This is a genomic window from Streptomyces sp. NPDC090045 (assembly GCF_044747975.1).
Classification (GTDB): Bacteria; Actinomycetota; Actinomycetes; order Streptomycetales; family Streptomycetaceae; genus Streptomyces.
In genome coordinates this window covers 58,845-75,005 of the sequence record NZ_JBIVFA010000015.1, presented here as the reverse complement: position 1 = coordinate 75,005, position 16,161 = coordinate 58,845, and the positions used below count along the sequence as shown (strand labels likewise).

General features: G+C 71.5%; 18 protein-coding genes. 9 read left to right on the top strand and 9 right to left on the bottom strand.

Features of this window, described 5'->3' with window-relative positions; translation table 11 throughout:
- Window positions 1–107: 107 nt before the first annotated feature.
- Together ACIPYQ_RS32185 and ACIPYQ_RS32180 are read right to left on the bottom strand one after the other, a co-directional pair.
- Window positions 108–1,301: a GDSL-type esterase/lipase family protein gene (locus ACIPYQ_RS32185; RefSeq protein ID WP_401257575.1), complete on the bottom strand. Its 1,194-nt coding sequence runs from the start codon at window positions 1,299–1,301 to the stop codon at window positions 108–110.
- Entirely contained in the window at window positions 1,298–1,912 is a 615-nt protein-coding gene (locus ACIPYQ_RS32180) for a TetR/AcrR family transcriptional regulator (RefSeq protein WP_401257765.1), read from the bottom strand. Before ACIPYQ_RS32180 ends, ACIPYQ_RS32185 begins: the two co-directional genes overlap by 4 nt.
- A 154-nt stretch (window positions 1,913–2,066) precedes the next feature.
- On the opposite strand from ACIPYQ_RS32180, the gene ACIPYQ_RS32175 reads away from it, so the two are divergent.
- The 5 genes from ACIPYQ_RS32175 (at window position 2,067) to ACIPYQ_RS32155 (ending at window position 6,698) form a co-directional block, all read left to right on the top strand.
- Window positions 2,067–2,909, top strand: a complete 843-nt coding sequence (locus tag ACIPYQ_RS32175) for a class I SAM-dependent methyltransferase (protein WP_401257573.1) — start codon at window positions 2,067–2,069, stop codon at window positions 2,907–2,909.
- Between the two features lie 20 nt (window positions 2,910–2,929).
- On the top strand, window positions 2,930–3,592 hold the full coding sequence (locus ACIPYQ_RS32170) for a nucleoside/nucleotide kinase family protein (RefSeq protein WP_401257571.1): 663 nt from the start codon (window positions 2,930–2,932) through the stop codon (window positions 3,590–3,592).
- 82 nt (window positions 3,593–3,674) lie between these two features.
- A complete protein-coding gene (locus ACIPYQ_RS32165) occupies window positions 3,675–4,577 on the top strand; it encodes an arginase family protein (protein ID WP_401257569.1) in 903 nt (300 codons plus the stop codon).
- Between the two features lie 142 nt (window positions 4,578–4,719).
- Complete coding sequence (locus ACIPYQ_RS32160) at window positions 4,720–5,337, top strand: flavodoxin family protein (RefSeq protein ID WP_401257567.1); 618 nt, start codon at window positions 4,720–4,722, stop codon at window positions 5,335–5,337.
- 149 nt (window positions 5,338–5,486) lie between these two features.
- Window positions 5,487–6,698, top strand: coding sequence for a hypothetical protein (locus ACIPYQ_RS32155; RefSeq protein ID WP_401257565.1), 1,212 nt, complete (start codon window positions 5,487–5,489; stop codon window positions 6,696–6,698).
- A 5-nt stretch (window positions 6,699–6,703) separates the two neighbouring features.
- Here ACIPYQ_RS32155 and ACIPYQ_RS32150 read toward each other — a convergent pair whose 3' ends face one another.
- Window positions 6,704–7,669: a glycosyltransferase family 2 protein gene (locus ACIPYQ_RS32150; protein WP_401257563.1), complete on the bottom strand. Its 966-nt coding sequence runs from the start codon at window positions 7,667–7,669 to the stop codon at window positions 6,704–6,706.
- Between the two features lie 157 nt (window positions 7,670–7,826).
- Here ACIPYQ_RS32150 and ACIPYQ_RS32145 point away from each other — a divergent pair, with 157 nt between their 5' ends.
- Window positions 7,827–8,351 (top strand): hypothetical protein, encoded by a 525-nt coding sequence (locus tag ACIPYQ_RS32145; RefSeq protein WP_401257561.1) that lies wholly within the window; start codon window positions 7,827–7,829, stop codon window positions 8,349–8,351.
- A 118-nt stretch (window positions 8,352–8,469) separates the two neighbouring features.
- Here ACIPYQ_RS32145 and ACIPYQ_RS32140 read toward each other — a convergent pair whose 3' ends face one another.
- The 3 genes from ACIPYQ_RS32140 to ACIPYQ_RS32130 form a co-directional block, all read right to left on the bottom strand.
- Window positions 8,470–10,038 (bottom strand): FAD-dependent monooxygenase, encoded by a 1,569-nt coding sequence (locus tag ACIPYQ_RS32140; RefSeq protein ID WP_401257559.1) that lies wholly within the window; start codon window positions 10,036–10,038, stop codon window positions 8,470–8,472.
- 195 nt (window positions 10,039–10,233) lie between these two features.
- On the bottom strand, window positions 10,234–10,716 hold the full coding sequence (locus tag ACIPYQ_RS32135) for a hypothetical protein (RefSeq protein WP_401257557.1): 483 nt from the start codon (window positions 10,714–10,716) through the stop codon (window positions 10,234–10,236).
- A 62-nt stretch (window positions 10,717–10,778) separates the two neighbouring features.
- Window positions 10,779–11,261, bottom strand: coding sequence for a winged helix-turn-helix transcriptional regulator (locus tag ACIPYQ_RS32130; protein ID WP_401257555.1), 483 nt, complete (start codon window positions 11,259–11,261; stop codon window positions 10,779–10,781).
- On the opposite strand from ACIPYQ_RS32130, the gene ACIPYQ_RS32125 reads away from it, so the two are divergent.
- On the top strand, window positions 11,241–11,651 hold the full coding sequence (locus ACIPYQ_RS32125) for a YybH family protein (protein WP_401257553.1): 411 nt from the start codon (window positions 11,241–11,243) through the stop codon (window positions 11,649–11,651). The two genes, ACIPYQ_RS32130 and ACIPYQ_RS32125, sit on opposite strands and share 21 nt — an antisense overlap.
- 5 nt (window positions 11,652–11,656) lie before the next feature.
- Here ACIPYQ_RS32125 and ACIPYQ_RS32120 read toward each other — a convergent pair whose 3' ends face one another.
- Window positions 11,657–12,373, bottom strand: coding sequence for an intradiol ring-cleavage dioxygenase (locus ACIPYQ_RS32120; RefSeq protein WP_401257551.1), 717 nt, complete (start codon window positions 12,371–12,373; stop codon window positions 11,657–11,659).
- Window positions 12,374–12,647: 274 nt separating this feature from the next.
- Between ACIPYQ_RS32120 and ACIPYQ_RS32115 the strand changes: the two genes are divergently transcribed.
- Both ACIPYQ_RS32115 and ACIPYQ_RS32110 read left to right on the top strand, forming a co-directional pair.
- Window positions 12,648–13,727, top strand: coding sequence for a sugar ABC transporter substrate-binding protein (locus ACIPYQ_RS32115; protein WP_401257764.1), 1,080 nt, complete (start codon window positions 12,648–12,650; stop codon window positions 13,725–13,727).
- Window positions 13,728–13,862: 135 nt separating this feature from the next.
- On the top strand, window positions 13,863–15,083 hold the full coding sequence (locus ACIPYQ_RS32110) for a cytochrome P450 (RefSeq protein WP_401257549.1): 1,221 nt from the start codon (window positions 13,863–13,865) through the stop codon (window positions 15,081–15,083).
- On the opposite strand, the gene ACIPYQ_RS32105 is transcribed toward ACIPYQ_RS32110, so the two are convergent.
- The gene (locus tag ACIPYQ_RS32105) at window positions 15,067–15,753 is read right to left on the bottom strand and encodes a class I SAM-dependent methyltransferase (protein WP_401257547.1); all 687 of its coding nucleotides are present in this window, start codon (window positions 15,751–15,753) and stop codon (window positions 15,067–15,069) included. The genes ACIPYQ_RS32110 and ACIPYQ_RS32105 overlap by 17 nt on opposite strands.
- A gap of 49 nt (window positions 15,754–15,802) precedes the next feature.
- Window positions 15,803–16,027 (bottom strand): response regulator transcription factor, encoded by a 225-nt coding sequence (locus ACIPYQ_RS32100; RefSeq protein WP_401257539.1) that lies wholly within the window; start codon window positions 16,025–16,027, stop codon window positions 15,803–15,805.
- Window positions 16,028–16,161 lie beyond the last annotated feature (134 nt).

Genomic DNA, 16,161 nt, shown 5'->3' with positions numbered 1-16,161 from the left:
ATTCGGCTCGGCGTGCGCGGACGCCACGCCCGATGTGGTCCGACTGCGCCGCCGGAGCACGGATCCGACCCGGGGTCCCCGCCGAGTACGCGGCCCCCGGGCACCCGTCACCCGCCGGCGGCGAAGGGTCCGTCGGAGGTGAAGGCCAGCGCGGCGAAGCGCTCGCCCATGCGACGGTGCGTCGCGGCGTCCGGGTGGAGCTGGTCGGGCAGCGGCAGCTCGGCGAAGTCCGCCTCGCCGTAGAGCGCACGGCCGTCCAGGTAGTGCAGGTGGGAGTCCTCGGCCGCGCGCTGCCGCACGATGCGTACGAGCTCGTCCCGGATGACGCCCAGGGTCAGCTTTCCGGCCGCCCGTTCCGCGGGGTCGCCCGCGGCCAGGAAGCGGATCCTGCCCTCGCTCAGCCCCTCGAAGTCCGGGGCACTGGGCCCGGGCGTGTCCTCGTGGATGGGGCAGAGGATGGGCGAGACGACCAGGAGGGGCACGGTGGGGTGGCCTTCGCGGACGGTGTCGAGGAAGCCGTGCACCGCCGGGCCGAAGGCGCGCAGCCGCATCAGATCGGTGTTGACGAGGTTGATCCCGATCTTGATGCTGATCAGGTCGGCGGGGGTGTCGCGCAGCGCGCGGGCGGTGAACGGGTCGAGCAGGGCGCTGCCGCCCAGGCCGAGGTTGGTCAGCTCCGCACCGCCGAGGAGGCCGGCCACGGCCGGCCAGGTCGCGCTGGGGCTCGCGGCGTCGGAGCCGTGGCTGATCGAGCTGCCGTGGTGGACCCACCGCGGCCGGCCCCGGTCCGGCACGGGTTCGACGGGGGCATCGGTGCGCAGGGCGACCAGCTCGGTCGTCTCGTTGTACGGCAGCCAGATCTCGACGTCCTTGACGCGGTCGGGGAGACCGGCGAACCGGGCGGTGCCGACCGGGCCGGGCCGCGTCTCCGCGGATCCGGTGGCCATGTCCACCGTCAGCAGGTTGCCGCCGGTCACGCGGGCCTGCCCGGCCAGGTGTCCGTCGACGAGGAGGTCGTAGACGCCGTCGGGGCGGGGCGGGGCGCCCCGGTAGGCCCGCTTGGTGCGCAGCACGTCCAGCTCGATGACGGTCGCGCGGGTGCGCAGGACCACGCGTACGCCGGAGGGCTGGGCCTCCACCATGGCCAGTTGGCCGTCGGTGCACTGGGCGCGGGCCCGGGCGGGCAGCCGGTGCGGCAGCATGCCGTGGGCCGTCCGCTCCAGATCGAGAGCGCCGCGCAGGAGGTCGGAGGTGAGGGGTGTGGTGATCCAGCCGGATGCGGCGTGGGGTGCGGTGCTCATGGCTCCAGCCTGTTGTTTTGGGTGGTCGGACCGGGTGCGCCGGTGGGCGCGGGCCAGTTCCGCAGCAGGGCGTCGAGGGCGTCGAGGACCCGCGACCAGGACTCCTGGGAGTCGGGGGCGCTGTGGCTGAAGCTCCCGCCCAGCTCCAGGCTGACGTAGCCGTGGAAGACGCTGCCCAGGAGCCGGACGGCATGGGTCTGATCGGGTTCGGTCAGGTCGTAGCCGCGCAGGATCGCCCGGGTCATCTGTGCGTGCCTGACGCCCGCGCTGGAGGCCGCGTCCTGCGGGCTGAGCCTCAGCTGGGCCGCGGCGTAGCGGCCGGGGTGCTCCCGGGCGTAGTCGCGGTAGACGTTCGCGAACGCGGTCAGGGCGTCCTTGCCGGCCCGCCCCGCGAGTGCCGCGGCCACCCGGTCGGCGAGTTCCTCCAGGGCCAGGAGCGCGATCCGGGTCTTCAGGTCCTGGGAGTTCTTCACGTGCGAGTACAGGCTCGCCACCTTGACGTCGAAGCGCCGGGCGAGGGCCGAGACGGTCACCTGGTCGAAGCCGACCTCGTCGGCGAGTTCCGCCCCTGCCCGCGTCAGCCGTTCCGTGGTGAGCCCTACGCGCGCCATCATCGTCCTCCTGTTCGCCTATAGACATTATTAATCTGCCTAAAACTATTAGGCAAACGGCAAAGTGCATGACGTCGCTACGAGGCATTGCCCGGCAGCGGCGCCGCACCCCTGCGGGCGCGCCCGCAGGGGTGCTTCGGAGGACAATCGGCCCATGACGGACGCAAGGCTGTCGTCGGACGACGCGAGCTCCCCGGGCGAGGGGCGCTACGGCGAGCGGGTCTTCCGGCCCGAGGAAGGCGGCGAGGGCGACCGCATCGACCTCGGAGCCCTCACGTACGACGCGACGACCCTGGCCCGGCTGCGTCTGCTGGGAGCGGGCCCGGGCTGGAACTGCCTGGACGTGGGTGCCGGAACCGGCACGGTGGCGCGCGGTCTGCTGGGCGAAGCGGGCGTCGCCGCGGTCCTCGCGGTGGACCGCGACGTACGGTTCCTCGCGGCGCACCCCGTGCCGGGACTGACGGTGCTGCAGGCGGACGTCACGGCCGACGGCTTTGCCCCGGGCCTCTTCCACCTGGTCCACGCCCGGTTCGTCCTCATGCACCTGCCGTCCCCGCAGCGCATGGTCGCCAAGCTGAGCGGGCTGCTCGCACCCGGCGGCGTACTGGTCGTCAGCGACGCGGTCGACCTGACCACCGCCTCGGCGCCCGTCACCCCGTACACCCGCGCCGTGCGGGCCATGTGGCAGGGGCTGCGCGACAGCATCGGTACCGACGTGTCACGGGTGCCCGGCCATCCCGATCTGCTGCGCGAGGCCGGGCTGGAATCCGTGGCTGCCGAGATCCACGTACCACCGCTCCTGCCGGGCAGCGCGATCAGCAGGTTCTGGGCCGAGACCTGGGAGCGGGCACGGGAAGCCATGGTGGGAACCGGCCTCGTCGACGACGGACAGATCGACGAAGCCGTTCGCTACCTGGATTCCCCCCGGTGCACCGGCCTGTCACCGGGCATGCTCACGGCCTGGGGGTGGAAGGGCGGGGCCCCCACGGGTGGGTGACCCTCGGGCAGGATGTGCAGATGCAGGTGCAGACGACCACGGAGCTGGTACTGAGGGCGGCCGCGCTGGCCGAGCCGGCCGGGCCGACGGGCGGGGCCGGGCCGGCCGCACGCGGCGGCCGGCGGATCCTGGGCATCACCGGGCCGCCGGGGGCCGGGAAGTCGACGCTGGCCGCCCGGCTCGCCGAGGAGCTCGGCCCGGAGAGGGCCGTCGTGGTCCCGATGGACGGGTTCCACCTCGCCCAGGCCGAGCTGACGCGGGTGGGGCTCGCCGACCGCAAGGGCGCCCCGGACACCTTCGATGTGGCCGGGTACGTCTCCCTGCTGCACCGCCTGCGCACGTCCGACGGGGCCACGGTGTACGCACCCGCCTTCGACCGCTCCCTGGAGGAGCCGATCGCGGGCAGTATCCCCGTGCCCCCGGCCGTACCCCTGGTGATCACCGAAGGCAACTACCTGCTCCACGACGCGGGGGAGTGGGCGGCGGTACGGCCGCTCCTGGACGAGGCCTGGTACCTCGCCCCGGACGAGGCCCTGCGCGTCCGGCGCCTGGTCGACCGGCACGTGCGCCACGGCAAGGAGCCGGCGTACGCGCGCGCATGGGTGGACCGCTCGGACGAGGCGAACGCCCGCCTCATCGCCCCGGGCCGCCACCGCGCCGACCTCGTCCTCGACACCGGCTGACTTCGACGAACGAACGAACACGGACACCAAACAGGCACGGCTCGGCTCGGCACGGTGTCTCCCCGTGCGGGATCATGGTTCCGTGCGCGACATCGCGATCATCGAGGCACCGTCCGTGCTCGGGCTGCGCCCGTCCGGCGTCCAGCACCTGCCCGCGGCGCTGCTCGATGCCGGTCTGGCGGACCACCCCGGCCTCGTGCACGCCGGCCGGGTCGACCCACCGGCCTACGCCCCCCAGAGGGACCCCGGCACCCAGGTCCTCAACCCCGCCGGCATCGCTGGGTACTCCGTCCGGCTGGCCGACGCGGTCGGAACCGTACTCGACGACGGCCGCTTCCCCCTCGTCCTCGGCGGCGACTGCACCGTCCTGCTCGGCAACCTCCTCGCCCTGCGCCGCCGGGGCCGCTACGGCCTGCTGTTCCTCGACGGCCACACCGACTTCTACCAGCCCGCGGCGGAGCCGACCGGCGAGGCGGCCTCGATGGAACTCGCCCTGGCCACGGGCCGCGGCCCCCGGCTGCTCACCGACCTCGAAGGCCGCGGTCCCCTGCTGCGCGACGAGGACGTCGTGGCCTTCGGATTCCGCGACTCCGCGGAGTCCCGCGAGGCCGGGATGCAGCCGCTGCCGCCGCAGCTCCGCGCGATCGACCTCGACGGTGTGCGCGCGGCCGGCGCCGACGGCGCCGTGCGCGAGGCGATCACCCACCTCACGCACGACGACAGCGCCGGCTACTGGGTCCACCTCGACGTCGACGTCCTGGACGACGCGGTCATGCCCGCCGTCGACTACCGCATCCCCGGCGGGCTGACCTGGTCGGAGCTGGAGAGCGTGCTGCGCACGGCACTGGCCGACGAACGGGCCGTCGGCCTCGACGTCACGATCTTCAACCCCGCCCTCGACCCCGACGGGAGCATCGCGGCCCGCCTGGCCGCATGCCTGCGCCGAGGACTGTCGGCACGGACCGGGACCGCCCACACGCCCTGACAGGGGGGCGAAGGAGCGAGGGAGCGAGGGGGCGCGCGGCAGCGGCGGAGGCCCGGCCGGAATAGCCGTGCAGGTCCGCGATGTTGGAGGCGAAGATCGAACCCGCACACCCCCGCACCCGGGGACGAGAACCGGAGCAGACATGCCGACCGAAACGCCCCGCGCCACCGACCGCTCGTTCCTCTTCGTCCTCGGCAGCTCCCGCGCGGACGGCAACACCGAGATGCTCGCGCGCGCAGCCGCCGAACAGCTGCCCGCGGACATACCCCGGCGCTGGGTGGACCTGGCCACGCTGCCGCTGCCCGATTTCGAGGACGGCCGGCACGAAAGCCCTTCCCGGACCGTCGACGAGAACGAGGAACTGCTGCGCCGGGCCACCCTGGAGGCCACCGACATCGTCATCGCCTCGCCCCTGTACTGGTACTCGCTCTCCGCGCACACCAAGCGCTACCTCGACTACTGGTCGGGCTGGCTGACGGTGCCCGGCTCGGACTTCAAGCAGCAGATGGCGGGCCGGACCCTGTGGGGGGTCACGGTCATGGCCGATCGTGACGAGGTGGTCGCCGACGGCCTGGTGACCAGCCTCAACAACTCGGCGGCCTACATGCGCATGCGATTCGGCGGGGTGCTGTTCGGCAACGGCTCGCGCCCCGGCCAGGTGAAGAACGACGAACGCGCCATGGTCCGCGCCAAGACCTTCTTCCACGGCGAGGCCCCGCTCGCGCGTTTCCCGTTCGAGGAGGAGCCCGCGGGCCGGTAGCAGGAGTACTTCCGGATGCAGCTCCGCGAGGTCTTCGCCAGAATGATCGTGAAGCACGGCACCGTACGGGCTGCCAGGATCTGCGTCCGCCCGGCCGGCCGTGCGGCGGGGAGGCCAGGACCGCCGACGAGACGATCGCGGGGCTGGAGATGGCGGAACCGACCCGGCCGGCGGGCCGAGATGGGCGCCACGCCCTGCTGCCGCCGGTCGTCGCGTGGCTGATCTCGAACCTCATCACCTGGATGGTCGCGAAGGCATCCGTTGCCGGCGACGGTTCCCCAGTGGCGTACTGGTCCACCGGCGGTCGCAGTCGCTGGGATTCCGTGCACTACCTGTCCATCGCCAAGACCGGCTACGAGATGTTCTGGTGCCGGGAGCGCTATCCGAACTTCCGCGATGTCATGTGCGGGAACGTGGCCTGGTTCCCCGGGTATCCCATGTCGGTCCGGGCGGTCTCCGCGACCGGGCTCTCCTACGAGTGGTCCGCCGTCGTCGTCACCGAAGCGTCCCTGCTCGGCATGTTCGCGGTGCTGTGGTGGCTGCTCGGCGCCCGGCTCACCTGGGCCACCGGCCTCACCCTCGCCATCGGCACCGTATTCCCGGGCGGTGTCTACTTCCACGCCCTGTTCCCGATCGCCACCGGAACGCTGGCACTGCTGGTCTCGATCGCCGGAGTGAAGCGCGGCTCCTGGGTGCTCGCGGCCGCCGGCGGATTCGTGGCGGCCTCCTGTTATCCCGTCGGCGCCGTCGTGGTCGGCATGCTGTTCCTGAGCGCGTTCTTCGCGTGGCAGAGCGACACGTGGCCGATCCGGTGCGCGAAGGCCGGGTTGTCGGCGGCCCTCGCCGGCTGCGGTGTGCTCTGGGCCAAATGGCTGATGTGGCAGGCGACGGGCCACTGGGACGCGTACGAGATCCTCCAGGAGTCCAGCTACCAGCAGGGCGGCCTGCACCAGCCCTTCGACGCGATGGGGCAGGCCTACGATTTCCCGTTCAGGGACTGGTACACGCCCGAGGGGCACCTGCCGTGGCTGGTGGAGCACGGCCTTGACGCGCACAAGACGCAGCTCTGGCTGAACCTCGCCTTCGTTCTGCTCGTCCTGGCCACGGCTGCCGTCCTGCTCGTGCGGAACCGTCGGCTCGACGTCGAGGAGTGGGCTGCCCTGGTCCTGACGGTGGCGATCTTCCTGGTGCCGTTCTTCGCCGGCGCGGAGATGTCGTGGTACCGCAATCACGCGCAGATGTTCGTCGGGCTCATTCTGGTCAGGCGCATGTCCCGCTGGGTCCAGGTGCCGTTGCTGGCCTGCTGCGCCGTCCAGTACGCCCTGTTGGGGGCGATGTTCTTCTCCGGAGTGCTGGTGTGAACGGCCTACCGCTGTTCCTCGCCCGTGTCGCGAGCGACGAAATAGGTGGGCCGGGCCTGGACGGCCGTGTAGATGCGGGCCACGTACTCGCCGAGCATTCCCACGCAGAAGAGCTGGACGGCGCCGAAGAACAGGATCGTGATGATCAGGGAGGTCCAGCCGGGCAGGGTGTTCCCCGTGGCGTAGACGACGAGGGTCCAGGTGAGGAAGGCGAGGCAGACGACGAGGCTGAAGGCGCCGAGCGCCGTGGCCAGGCGCAGCGGGACCGCCGAGAAGCTGGTGATGCTGTCCAGCGCCAACAGGACCATCTTGTGCAGGGGATATTTGGTGGTGCCCGCCGCCCGCTCTCCGCGCTGGTAGGTGATCTGGCCGCCCGGGAAGCCGAGCCAGGGAATGAGAAGGCGGTAGATCTGCTGCTGTTCGGGCAGGGTCTTGAGGGTCTCCACCACGGGGCGGGACAGCAGGCGGAAGTCTCCGGCCTGAGCGGGTACGTAGGAGCCGGCCAGGCGGCGCATGAGCCAGTAGTAGGCGGCGGCCGTCCGGCGTTTGAAGCCGCTGTCGGTGGAGCGGTCCATACGGACCCCGTAGACGACGTCCAGGCCGTCCGCCCGGGCCAGGGCGAGCATCTCCGGGATGACCTCCGGCGGGTCCTGGAGGTCTGCGTCCATGCTGATCACATAGGCGCCGCGGGCGCGGTGCAGTCCGGCGGTGAGGGCGGCCTGGTGGCCGCTGTTCCGCCGGAGGGTCACGACGCGGAGCTGGGGCCAGACGCGGCGCAGATCCTCCAGCAGGCGGGGGGTCTTGTCGGTCGAACCGTCATCGACGGCGAGGACCTCGTACGGTTCCCCGCACCCGTCCAGGACGGGCCGGAGCCGCGCCGCCAGAACAGGCAGGGCCTCCTCCTCGTTGAAGACGGGAACCACGATCGACAGACGGACCGATCCCCTGCGTGGGTCATGCACAGCACTCATGATGCGCGAACCGCCTGGACCCGGCATTCCGGGAGACCGGAGCGCCGCCTTGCCGCCCGCGTGTACGCGGACGAGGCATCCCGCGTCCGCTGTTAGGGTGACGTGTGCCCGTCAAGGCGGGCTCTTTTCGGTCACTGATATTTCAACGGGGTTGAACGTGAAGCTTCGCCATGTCCGCGCGATCGCCGTCTTCGGCATCGCCGTCGTCGCACTCACCGGAGCCCGCGGCTCCCACGGCGCCAGCTGCGGCGGAGGCAGCAGCCACAGCTCGAGCTCCAGCAGCTCCAGCGGGGGCACCAGCAGTGGTGGCAGCGACAGCAGCAGCACCAGCGGCAGCACCACTTCCGGCGGCACCTCCGTCACCGGCGGTTCCAGCAGCAAGAACAAGGCCGAGCGCGACATCCGGATCGACAGCTGCAAGCTGGACGACTCGGGCAAGAACCTGGTCGCCCGGCTCACCGTCACCAACAGCGGTTCGGTGGACTACACCTACAACATCACGATGAAGTTCAGCGGGGACACCACCTCGACCGCGACCTCCGCCCAGGCCCGGGTGAGTGCACTCACCGTCAAGGCCGGTGCGTCCGCGCAGGCCGAGGCGAAGACCCCGTACACCGGGAAGGGCGACGGCAGCGAGTACAAGAAGTGCTCCGTCGACAGCGCGACGAAGAGCGCCCTCTGACACACTCCCGGACCCGTCGGTGTGACACCGGCGGGGCCGGGCCGTGTCCGGGCAGCGTGCCGGGCACGCACCCGCCCGGCCTCCACTTCGGGGACGAGCGCCCGCGCCGCACGGGCCGTCAGACGGCTGCCGAGCCGGTGACGGTCGCGAGGGCGCGGACGAGGGCGGAGTCGCCCGGAGGACGGTCCCGCCAGCGGGCGCCGACGTGGCCGTCCGGCCGGATCAGCAGTGCTCCGTCCGGGGAGACGCCGCAGAGGCCGGTGTGTTCGGCGGCCAGGGTCTCGACGCGCAGCGGCCATGGTGGGGCGGTTCGCTGCTCCCAGCGGGCGGGGTCCGGGGTGAGCAGGGTGAACCATTCCCCGAAGGCGTCGAGCGTCGAGCGGTCGGGTCCGAGCCAGAGGTGCGGCATGCGGTGGCCTGGTTCCGCGGTGGGGACGTAGTCCGTGGCCACGTCGGACGGCTCGGGCGGGGGACTGCCGTCGGTGAGGACGGCAGCGGAACGGTAGGTGACCCCGAGTACGAGCCCGAGCTGGGCGAAGTACCGGTCCGACCAGGGAAGTTCGACGCGCGCGGGTGCCGCTTCGCCGCTCTGGAGCTGCTGTTGCCGCAGGCTCTGTGCCTGGAACATCAGCTGCGTGTTGGCCACCGCTTGGCGGAGGGTCAGGTGGGCGATGGGCTGCCGTTCCGCCGCGTAGGTCTCCAACAGGCTCGGTTCGGCCCACCCGCGGAGGACTCCCGCCAGTTTCCAGCACAGGTTGTGCACATCGGAGATGCCCGTGTTCATACCCAGGCCTCCGATGATCGGGAGCGCGTGCGCGGCGTCGCCGGCCAGCAGGATCCGGCCGTGGCGGAAGCGCTCGGCGACGAACGCGTTCATCACCCAGTGCTGCACCCGCACCACGTCGGCTCGTACGGCGGCAGCCGGGCCGAGGGCGCGCGAGACAAGATCGGCCCAGTCGGCGCGGTCCGGGTCTTCCGGTGTGGGAGCGAGCCAGGCCCAGCCCCCTTCCGGGTACAGCGGGAGGAACGATCCGTGGGCGGTGAAGTAGACCCCGGCGGGCTGGTCGGCGCACCAGGTGGTGAGGTCGGCGTCGAACACGACGGTGGTGACCGCCGCCATCGCTCCGGGGCCGTTCGTGTCGATCCCGAGCCGCTGCCGGACGGTGGAGTTCGCCCCGTCGGCGGCGAGTACGTAGCGGGCACGGACGCGCATACCTCCCCCGCTTCGGTGGTCGACGAGACGGGCCACGACGCCCTCGGGTTCCTCGGCCAGGTCGAGGAGCTCGACCCCGAACCGCAGCGGGGCGTCCGCCGCGGCGAGCAGGGTGGGTTCCAACCGGTCCTGCGAGGTCGCCACGCCGATCACGGGGCTTTCGGGGATCGGCGCGTTGACCCCGACCATCGCCGCGGTGGCGAAGTCACCGTCGTGCAGCGTGTCGCGGAAACGGATGCGGCCGAACTCCCGTGGGAAGGCCTTGCCCGTGATCTCCGCAGCGATGCCCAGCTGGCGGAAGATCTCCATCGAGCGCGTGTTGACTAGCCGGGACCGCGGGAACGGTGACAGCTCGCGGTGCTTCTCGACCAGCAGGGTCCCCACGCCCCAGCGTTCGAGCAGCGCGCGGGCGGTGAGCCCGACCGGCCCACCGCCGACGATCAGTACGTCCACCTCGGTGTCCGCCGCGGGCATGGCGCCATCCTCCTGCTCACCCCGGGTCTGCCGGGGCGCCGATGAGGTACCGGCGGTGACCGGGCCGCCGGCGGCGAGGGGCTGGGGTGATACGCCCGACTCTAGCGGGGAGGTCCGCCGGACGGCCGCAGGCGATGCGACGCCACGCCATGCCACGTCACGTCACGCGCGGGACGGGCCCGGGCCGTGTCCGGATCAGACGCGCCACCAGAAGCCGGGCACGGTCGCCATCGCCACCATCAGAAGGGCACCGGCCCCGGTCATGACCGCCGCGGCCACCGGCCTGCGGCGCGGGTCCGCGAAGGCGGCCAGCCACATCAGGGGCACCGAGAGGAAGAAGACGCCCAGCCCGCCCAGGGCCCCGACGTACGACCACATCATGAGGACGAGCCCGCCGATCGCCGAGGCCCGTACGAACGCCGCGCGGCGGTGGCGCAGGAACAGCGGCCACGCCACCAGCGCGGCCGTGACGGCGAAGAGCACGACGTAGGCGATGCCCTCCATGTACGTGCCGAACATCAGCGCCGGCGGCACGGGGGCGAGCAGGGCGCACACGGCGAGCCCGAACTGCCACGGGTGAACCCAGGTGCCGGCCCCGTCACGGGTGCGACCGCGAGCGCCCGCGCGAGCAACTCCGCCGGGCGTGGTGCCTCTGCCGCTCGCCGCGACGGCTCTCACAGCGTCCCCCTCATGGCGTCCCCCTCATGGCGTCATGGCCGATTCGCTTCTGTTGAACGCGTTCAGGCTACGGGACCGTGCACGGCGCCGGAGCCCGGCCCCGCCTCCGCCGCGGCCCCAGCCTCCGCCAGTTCCACCCCGGTCCGGTACAGCTCGACCAGCAGGGGCCGCAAGGCCGCACCCGCCGCCGTCAGACCGTAGCGGGTGCGTACGGGAAACCCCGCCAGCCGTTCCCGGACGGCGAGACCCCGCGCCTCCAGCGTCCGTAGCCGCTCGGTGAGCACCTTCGGGCTGATGTCGGGCAACCGGGCCGAAAGCGCTCCGAACGACAGCGGCCCGCCCATCAGTTCCCGCAGCACGAGCGTGGTCCAGCGCCCTGACACCGCCGCGAGCGCCAGCTCCACGGGGCAGTCCGGCTCCGGTCGCAGGGTCCGGCCGCCGGCGTCGGGGACCAACTCGGTGTCCCATCTGCAGGCGTGGCTTTCTGTTTGGTGACCCACTCCGGCCCCGGCTTGGCTGTGGTCATGAGCTTCGAACGCGATCATGCGCCCACTGTCGTCCTGACCACCGATGCCCGGCAACACCCGGCCGTCTTCGCCGCGGCCTTCAACACCGGTGACCCGGAGGCAGTGGCCCAGGTGTACGAACCGGGGGCCGTCTTCGTGCCACGGCCCGGAACCCCGCTGACGGGCACCGCGCTCGCCTCGGCCACGGCCGAGTTCCTCGCCCTGGGACTGCCGATCGAGGTCAGCCCCCGCCACACGTACACGGCGGGCGACCTCGCGCTGCTCGTCGTCGACTGGCACATCGAGGGCACCGGGCCCGACGGCGCGGCCGTCCGGCTGGCCGGAACCGCCACGGACGTCGCCCGGCGCGGCCCGGACGGTCTGTGGCGCTACGTCATCGACAACCCGTTCGGCACCTCGCCCGCCTGACCGGTTCAGGCGATTCCCACGGTGTACGCGGCGCGGTAGCCGTCGCCGTCGGGGGAGGCGGCCAGTGTCATGGTGGCGCCGGCCGCCCGGTAGCGGCTGTCCCGCTGGTTGGGGTGCTCCGGTGCGCGGCGGCGGGCGTAGGGCCGGCGCGCGTACACCTTCAGCAGGAGGTCCTCGGGGAAGAAGAACTGGGAGGTCGTCTCGGTCCGGGCGTCGGGGTGCACCTTGAAGTGGATGTGCGGCGCCAGCCCCGCGTACCAGCCGGGCACGATCGTCCGGAACACGCATCGGCCGGCGTCGTCGGTGACCTGCGTGCCGCGCAGGAACGTGGCCTTGCCGGTGGAGTAGGCGCCCGAGGCGTCGGCATGCCAGACGTCCACGGTGGCGGCCGCGAGCGGCCGGCAGCCCGCCGAGACCCGGACCACCGTCAGGTCCAGCCGGAACGGAACTCCGGCCAGGCCTTCGGTGATGTCCGACCGCACCCGGTCCAGGTCGACGTAGTACGGGCCCGCGCCCGCCTCGGTGCTGAGCACACAGGCCGGGGCGGAGGTGCTGTCGGCTGTGGCCTTGGCCGGCCGCAGGGCCGGGGCCGAGGGCCCGTCCGCAGCGCCGCGGGTGCCGGCCGGGCCGGTGCAGGCCGCGGCCAGCGCGGCGGCCCCGGCCGTTCCGGCGGCCCGTAGAACAGCACGACGGCTGGTCCGGTTGGTGTCGTCCTCGGCCATGCGTCCACCGTGCCGGACGGCGCGGTCCACGGTCGGTACCGACACACCGGGGACCTGCGGCAATGTCCCTTCATAAGTTGACGTGACGTCAGGAATGCAGTGCGGTGGTAGGGGATAAAAGGCCGTCATGGGCGATTTGCAGAGGCGCCAAGACAACGTTGCCAGGTCGTTAACACTTCACTTCTTGACGGCGTTAGTGGGGCCAAGTTGACTGCCCCCACCTCGGCCGTACGGACACGGCCCCGTCAGGGAGGTTCACTTCGTGAACGCGAATCTGGGTCGTGCCGCCGTTGGACTGGCTGTTTCGGCGCTCACTGTCACGCTTGCCGCTTGCGGTGGTGCGGACGAGGGCGACAGCGGGAGCGAGGGCGCGGTCAAGATCGGCCTCCTGCTCCCCGAGAACGAGACGGCGCGCTACGAGAAGTTCGACAAGCCCCTGATCGAGAAGAAGGTCGCCCTCCTCACGCTCGGCAAGGGGAAGGTGGTCTACGCCAACGCCATGGGGGACGCGGCGAAGCAGAACGCCCAGGTCGACACGATGATCGGGAACAAGGTCGACGTCCTGATCATCGACGCGGTGGACTCCAAGACGATCGCCGCGGCGGTGACGAAGGCCAAGGACGCGGGCATCGCGGTCGTCGCCTACGACCGCCTGGCGGAGGGCCCCATCGACGCGTACACCTCCTTCGACAACGAAGACGTCGGCCGGGTCCAGGGCAAGGCCCTGCTGGAGGCCCTGGGCGACAAGGCCAGGGGCGGGAAGATCGTCATGATGAACGGCGCGGTCACCGACCCGAACGCCGCACAGTTCAGAACCGGCGCGAGATCCGTCCTCGACGGCAAGGTGAACGTCGGCAAGGAGTACGACACCGTCGAGTGGAAGCCGGAGAACGCCAACAGCAACATGGCGGCCGCGCTCTCGGCGCTCGGCAAGGACAAGGTCGTCGGCGTCTACTCGGCCAACGACGGCATGGCCGGCGGCATCATCGCCGCCCTCAAGGCCGCAGGCGTGAACCCGCTGCCCCCGGTCACCGGCCAGGACGCGGAACTCGCCGGCGTGCAGCGCATCGTGGCGGGCGAGCAGTACATGAGCGTCTACAAGCCGTACGCCCGCGAAGCCGAGGCCGCCGCGGAGCTGGCCGTCAAGCTCGCCGAAGGCGAGAAGATCGACGGAATCATCAACCAGGTGGTGAGCAGCCCGACCACCAAGCGCGTGCCGTCGGTGCTCATTCCCGGCACCTCCGTGACCAAGGACAACATCAGGAGCACCGTGGTCATCGACGGTGTCTTCACCGTCGAGGAGATCTGCGTGGACCGGGTCAAGGCCGCGTGCGAAGAGATAGGCCTGAAGTAGCAGCCGGCGAGCCACCGCCGCGGTCTCCGAGGGCCGCGGCGGACACCAACCGGCGTGGCTGGAAACCGGCATTCAGGGAGACTTGGGCGTATATCATCACGCTCCACGAGAAGACGACGTCCTTCTGGAGGCTTGATGAGCGAGCGGCCGGTCCTACTGCCCTACGCCGATCCGGCCTTCGTCGCGGACCCCTTCCCGCTCTACCGGCAACTGCGCGAGGACGGGCCCGTACGCCGCGTGGTCATCGCGGGAGGTCTGGAGGCCTGGCTCGTCACCCGCTACGACGACGGACTCGCGGCCCTCTCCGAGCCCCGCCTCAGCAGCGACGTGCGCGACGCCTCGGACACCCGGCTCCTGCAGCAGCTGCCCGAAACGGAGCGCGATTCGATGCTGAGCAACATGCTCCGCAGCGACCCGCCCGACCACACCCGCCTGCGCCGCCTGGTCTCCAAGGCCTTCACCGCCCGCAGAGTGGCGGGGATGCGGCCCCGGATCCAGTCCATCGCCGACCGGCTGCTGGACGAGGTCGTCCCGTCCGGCCGCGCCGATCTCGTGGCGGACTTCGCGCTGCCGCTCCCGGTCACGGTCATCAGCGAACTGCTCGGCGTGCCGGTGGACGACCGCCACGACTTCCAGCGCTGGACCGACCGCATGATCATGCGGGGCGCGGAGCCGCCGGACCCCGCCGTGGTGAACGAGGCGTGGCAGCACATGCGCGCCTACGTGACCGAGCTCATCCGGGCCAAACGGGCAGCCCCGGGCGACGACCTGCTCAGCGGCCTCATCACCGCGCGGGACCAGGAACAGCAGCTGACCGAGGACGAGCTGATCGCCATGGTGTTCCTGCTGCTGGTCGCCGGCTACATCACCACGGTCAACCTGATCGGCGGCGGCATCGCCATGCTGCTCGCCCACCCCGACCAGCTCGACCGGCTGCGTTCCGACCCCGAGCTGCTGCCGGGCGCGATCGAGGAGTTCCTCCGCTACGACGGACCGGTCAGCCCCGGCATCGCCCGGTTCGCGCGCGAGGACATCGAGATCGCGGGCGTGACCATCCCGCGGGGCGCGACCGTACTGATCGCCTCGGCCATCGCCGACCGCGACCCGGCACGGTTCGCCGACCCCGACCACCTGGACATCACCCGGCAGGACAACGCCCACCTCGCCTTCGGTCACGGCATCCACTACTGCCTGGGCGCACCGCTGGCCCGCCTGGAGGGCCAGATCGCCATCGGCACCGCCCTGCGCCGGCTCCCCGGCCTCACCCTCGCCGTAGCACCCGACGAGATCCGCTGGCGCCCCGGCGGCCTGCGCGGCCCCCAAACCCTGCCGGTGACCTTCACCCCCGGCGGCTAGGACTTCTCTGGCTTCCTTTGTCGGCGACCAGGATGTACCGCTCGTCGTGCACCGGGCCGCCCCACAGGTCCGGGTTGTCGCTGAGGGGTTCCACGCGTACGCGGGCGGCAAGCGGGAGTACGGCCGCGGTGAGGGCTTCGGCGGTGAGGCCGCCGTTCCACGGGAGTGATTCCGCGCCGGCCACGTACGGGGCTGCCTGGCGGCCCGCCTCGCGCCAGCGCCCCTCGACCAGCACCAGCCGGCCCCCCGGCCGCAAACGCGTCACCCACGCGCGCAAGGCGGCCTCCGGATCGGGCAGAGTCCACACCAGGTGCCGCGCCAGTACGACGTCGAAGTGCTGTTCCCCGGTCGGGGGAGCCATGGCGTCGCCGACCAGGAAACGGCCCGCGAGGCCGGCGGTCTCGAACTTCGTGCGCGCCTGCTCGATCATGCGCGGCGCCAGGTCGACGCCGGTGGGCCGGTGCCCGGACTCGGCCAGCAGCAGGGACACCGATCCCGTGCCGCAGCCGATGTCGAGAACGTCGACCGGATGGTCCGGCATCACCGACTGCAGGAGCCGGGCCCACGCGGCGCGCGTGTCCTCAGCCCTCAGCCCGTGGTCGGGCGCCTCGTCGAAGGTCGCCGCAGCGGCATCCCAGTAAGCGGTAATCAACTCGGTACGGTCGGTCATGGCTCCAGGCTCTCAGGGCCCACTGACATCAGGGGCACAGGCGCCGGTGTCAGAGTCCGAGGGTGATGGCCATGCGGGTCATTTCGGCGGTGCTGTTGATGTTGAGCTTGGCGCGGATGCGGCGGAGGTAGGCGTCGACGGTGTGTTTGGAGAGGCCCATGTGGCGGGCGGTCTGGAGGTAGGTGCGTCCTGCGGCGATGTGGCGCAGTGCTTCCTGTTCGCGGGGGGCCAGGACGTTGGCTTCGGCGGTCGGCGCGGTGAGGGTGAGGCTCATGGGATTTCCTCCGACGTTTCGTCTCGGTCATCTCTGCTCGCGTCCTCGGAAGCAGGGGACGCTCTCCGGAATGTCGGTGTTTGTCCCTGATAAAGAGATTGGCCGCGCGACTTCATGGGGCTGTCCGCCGACTG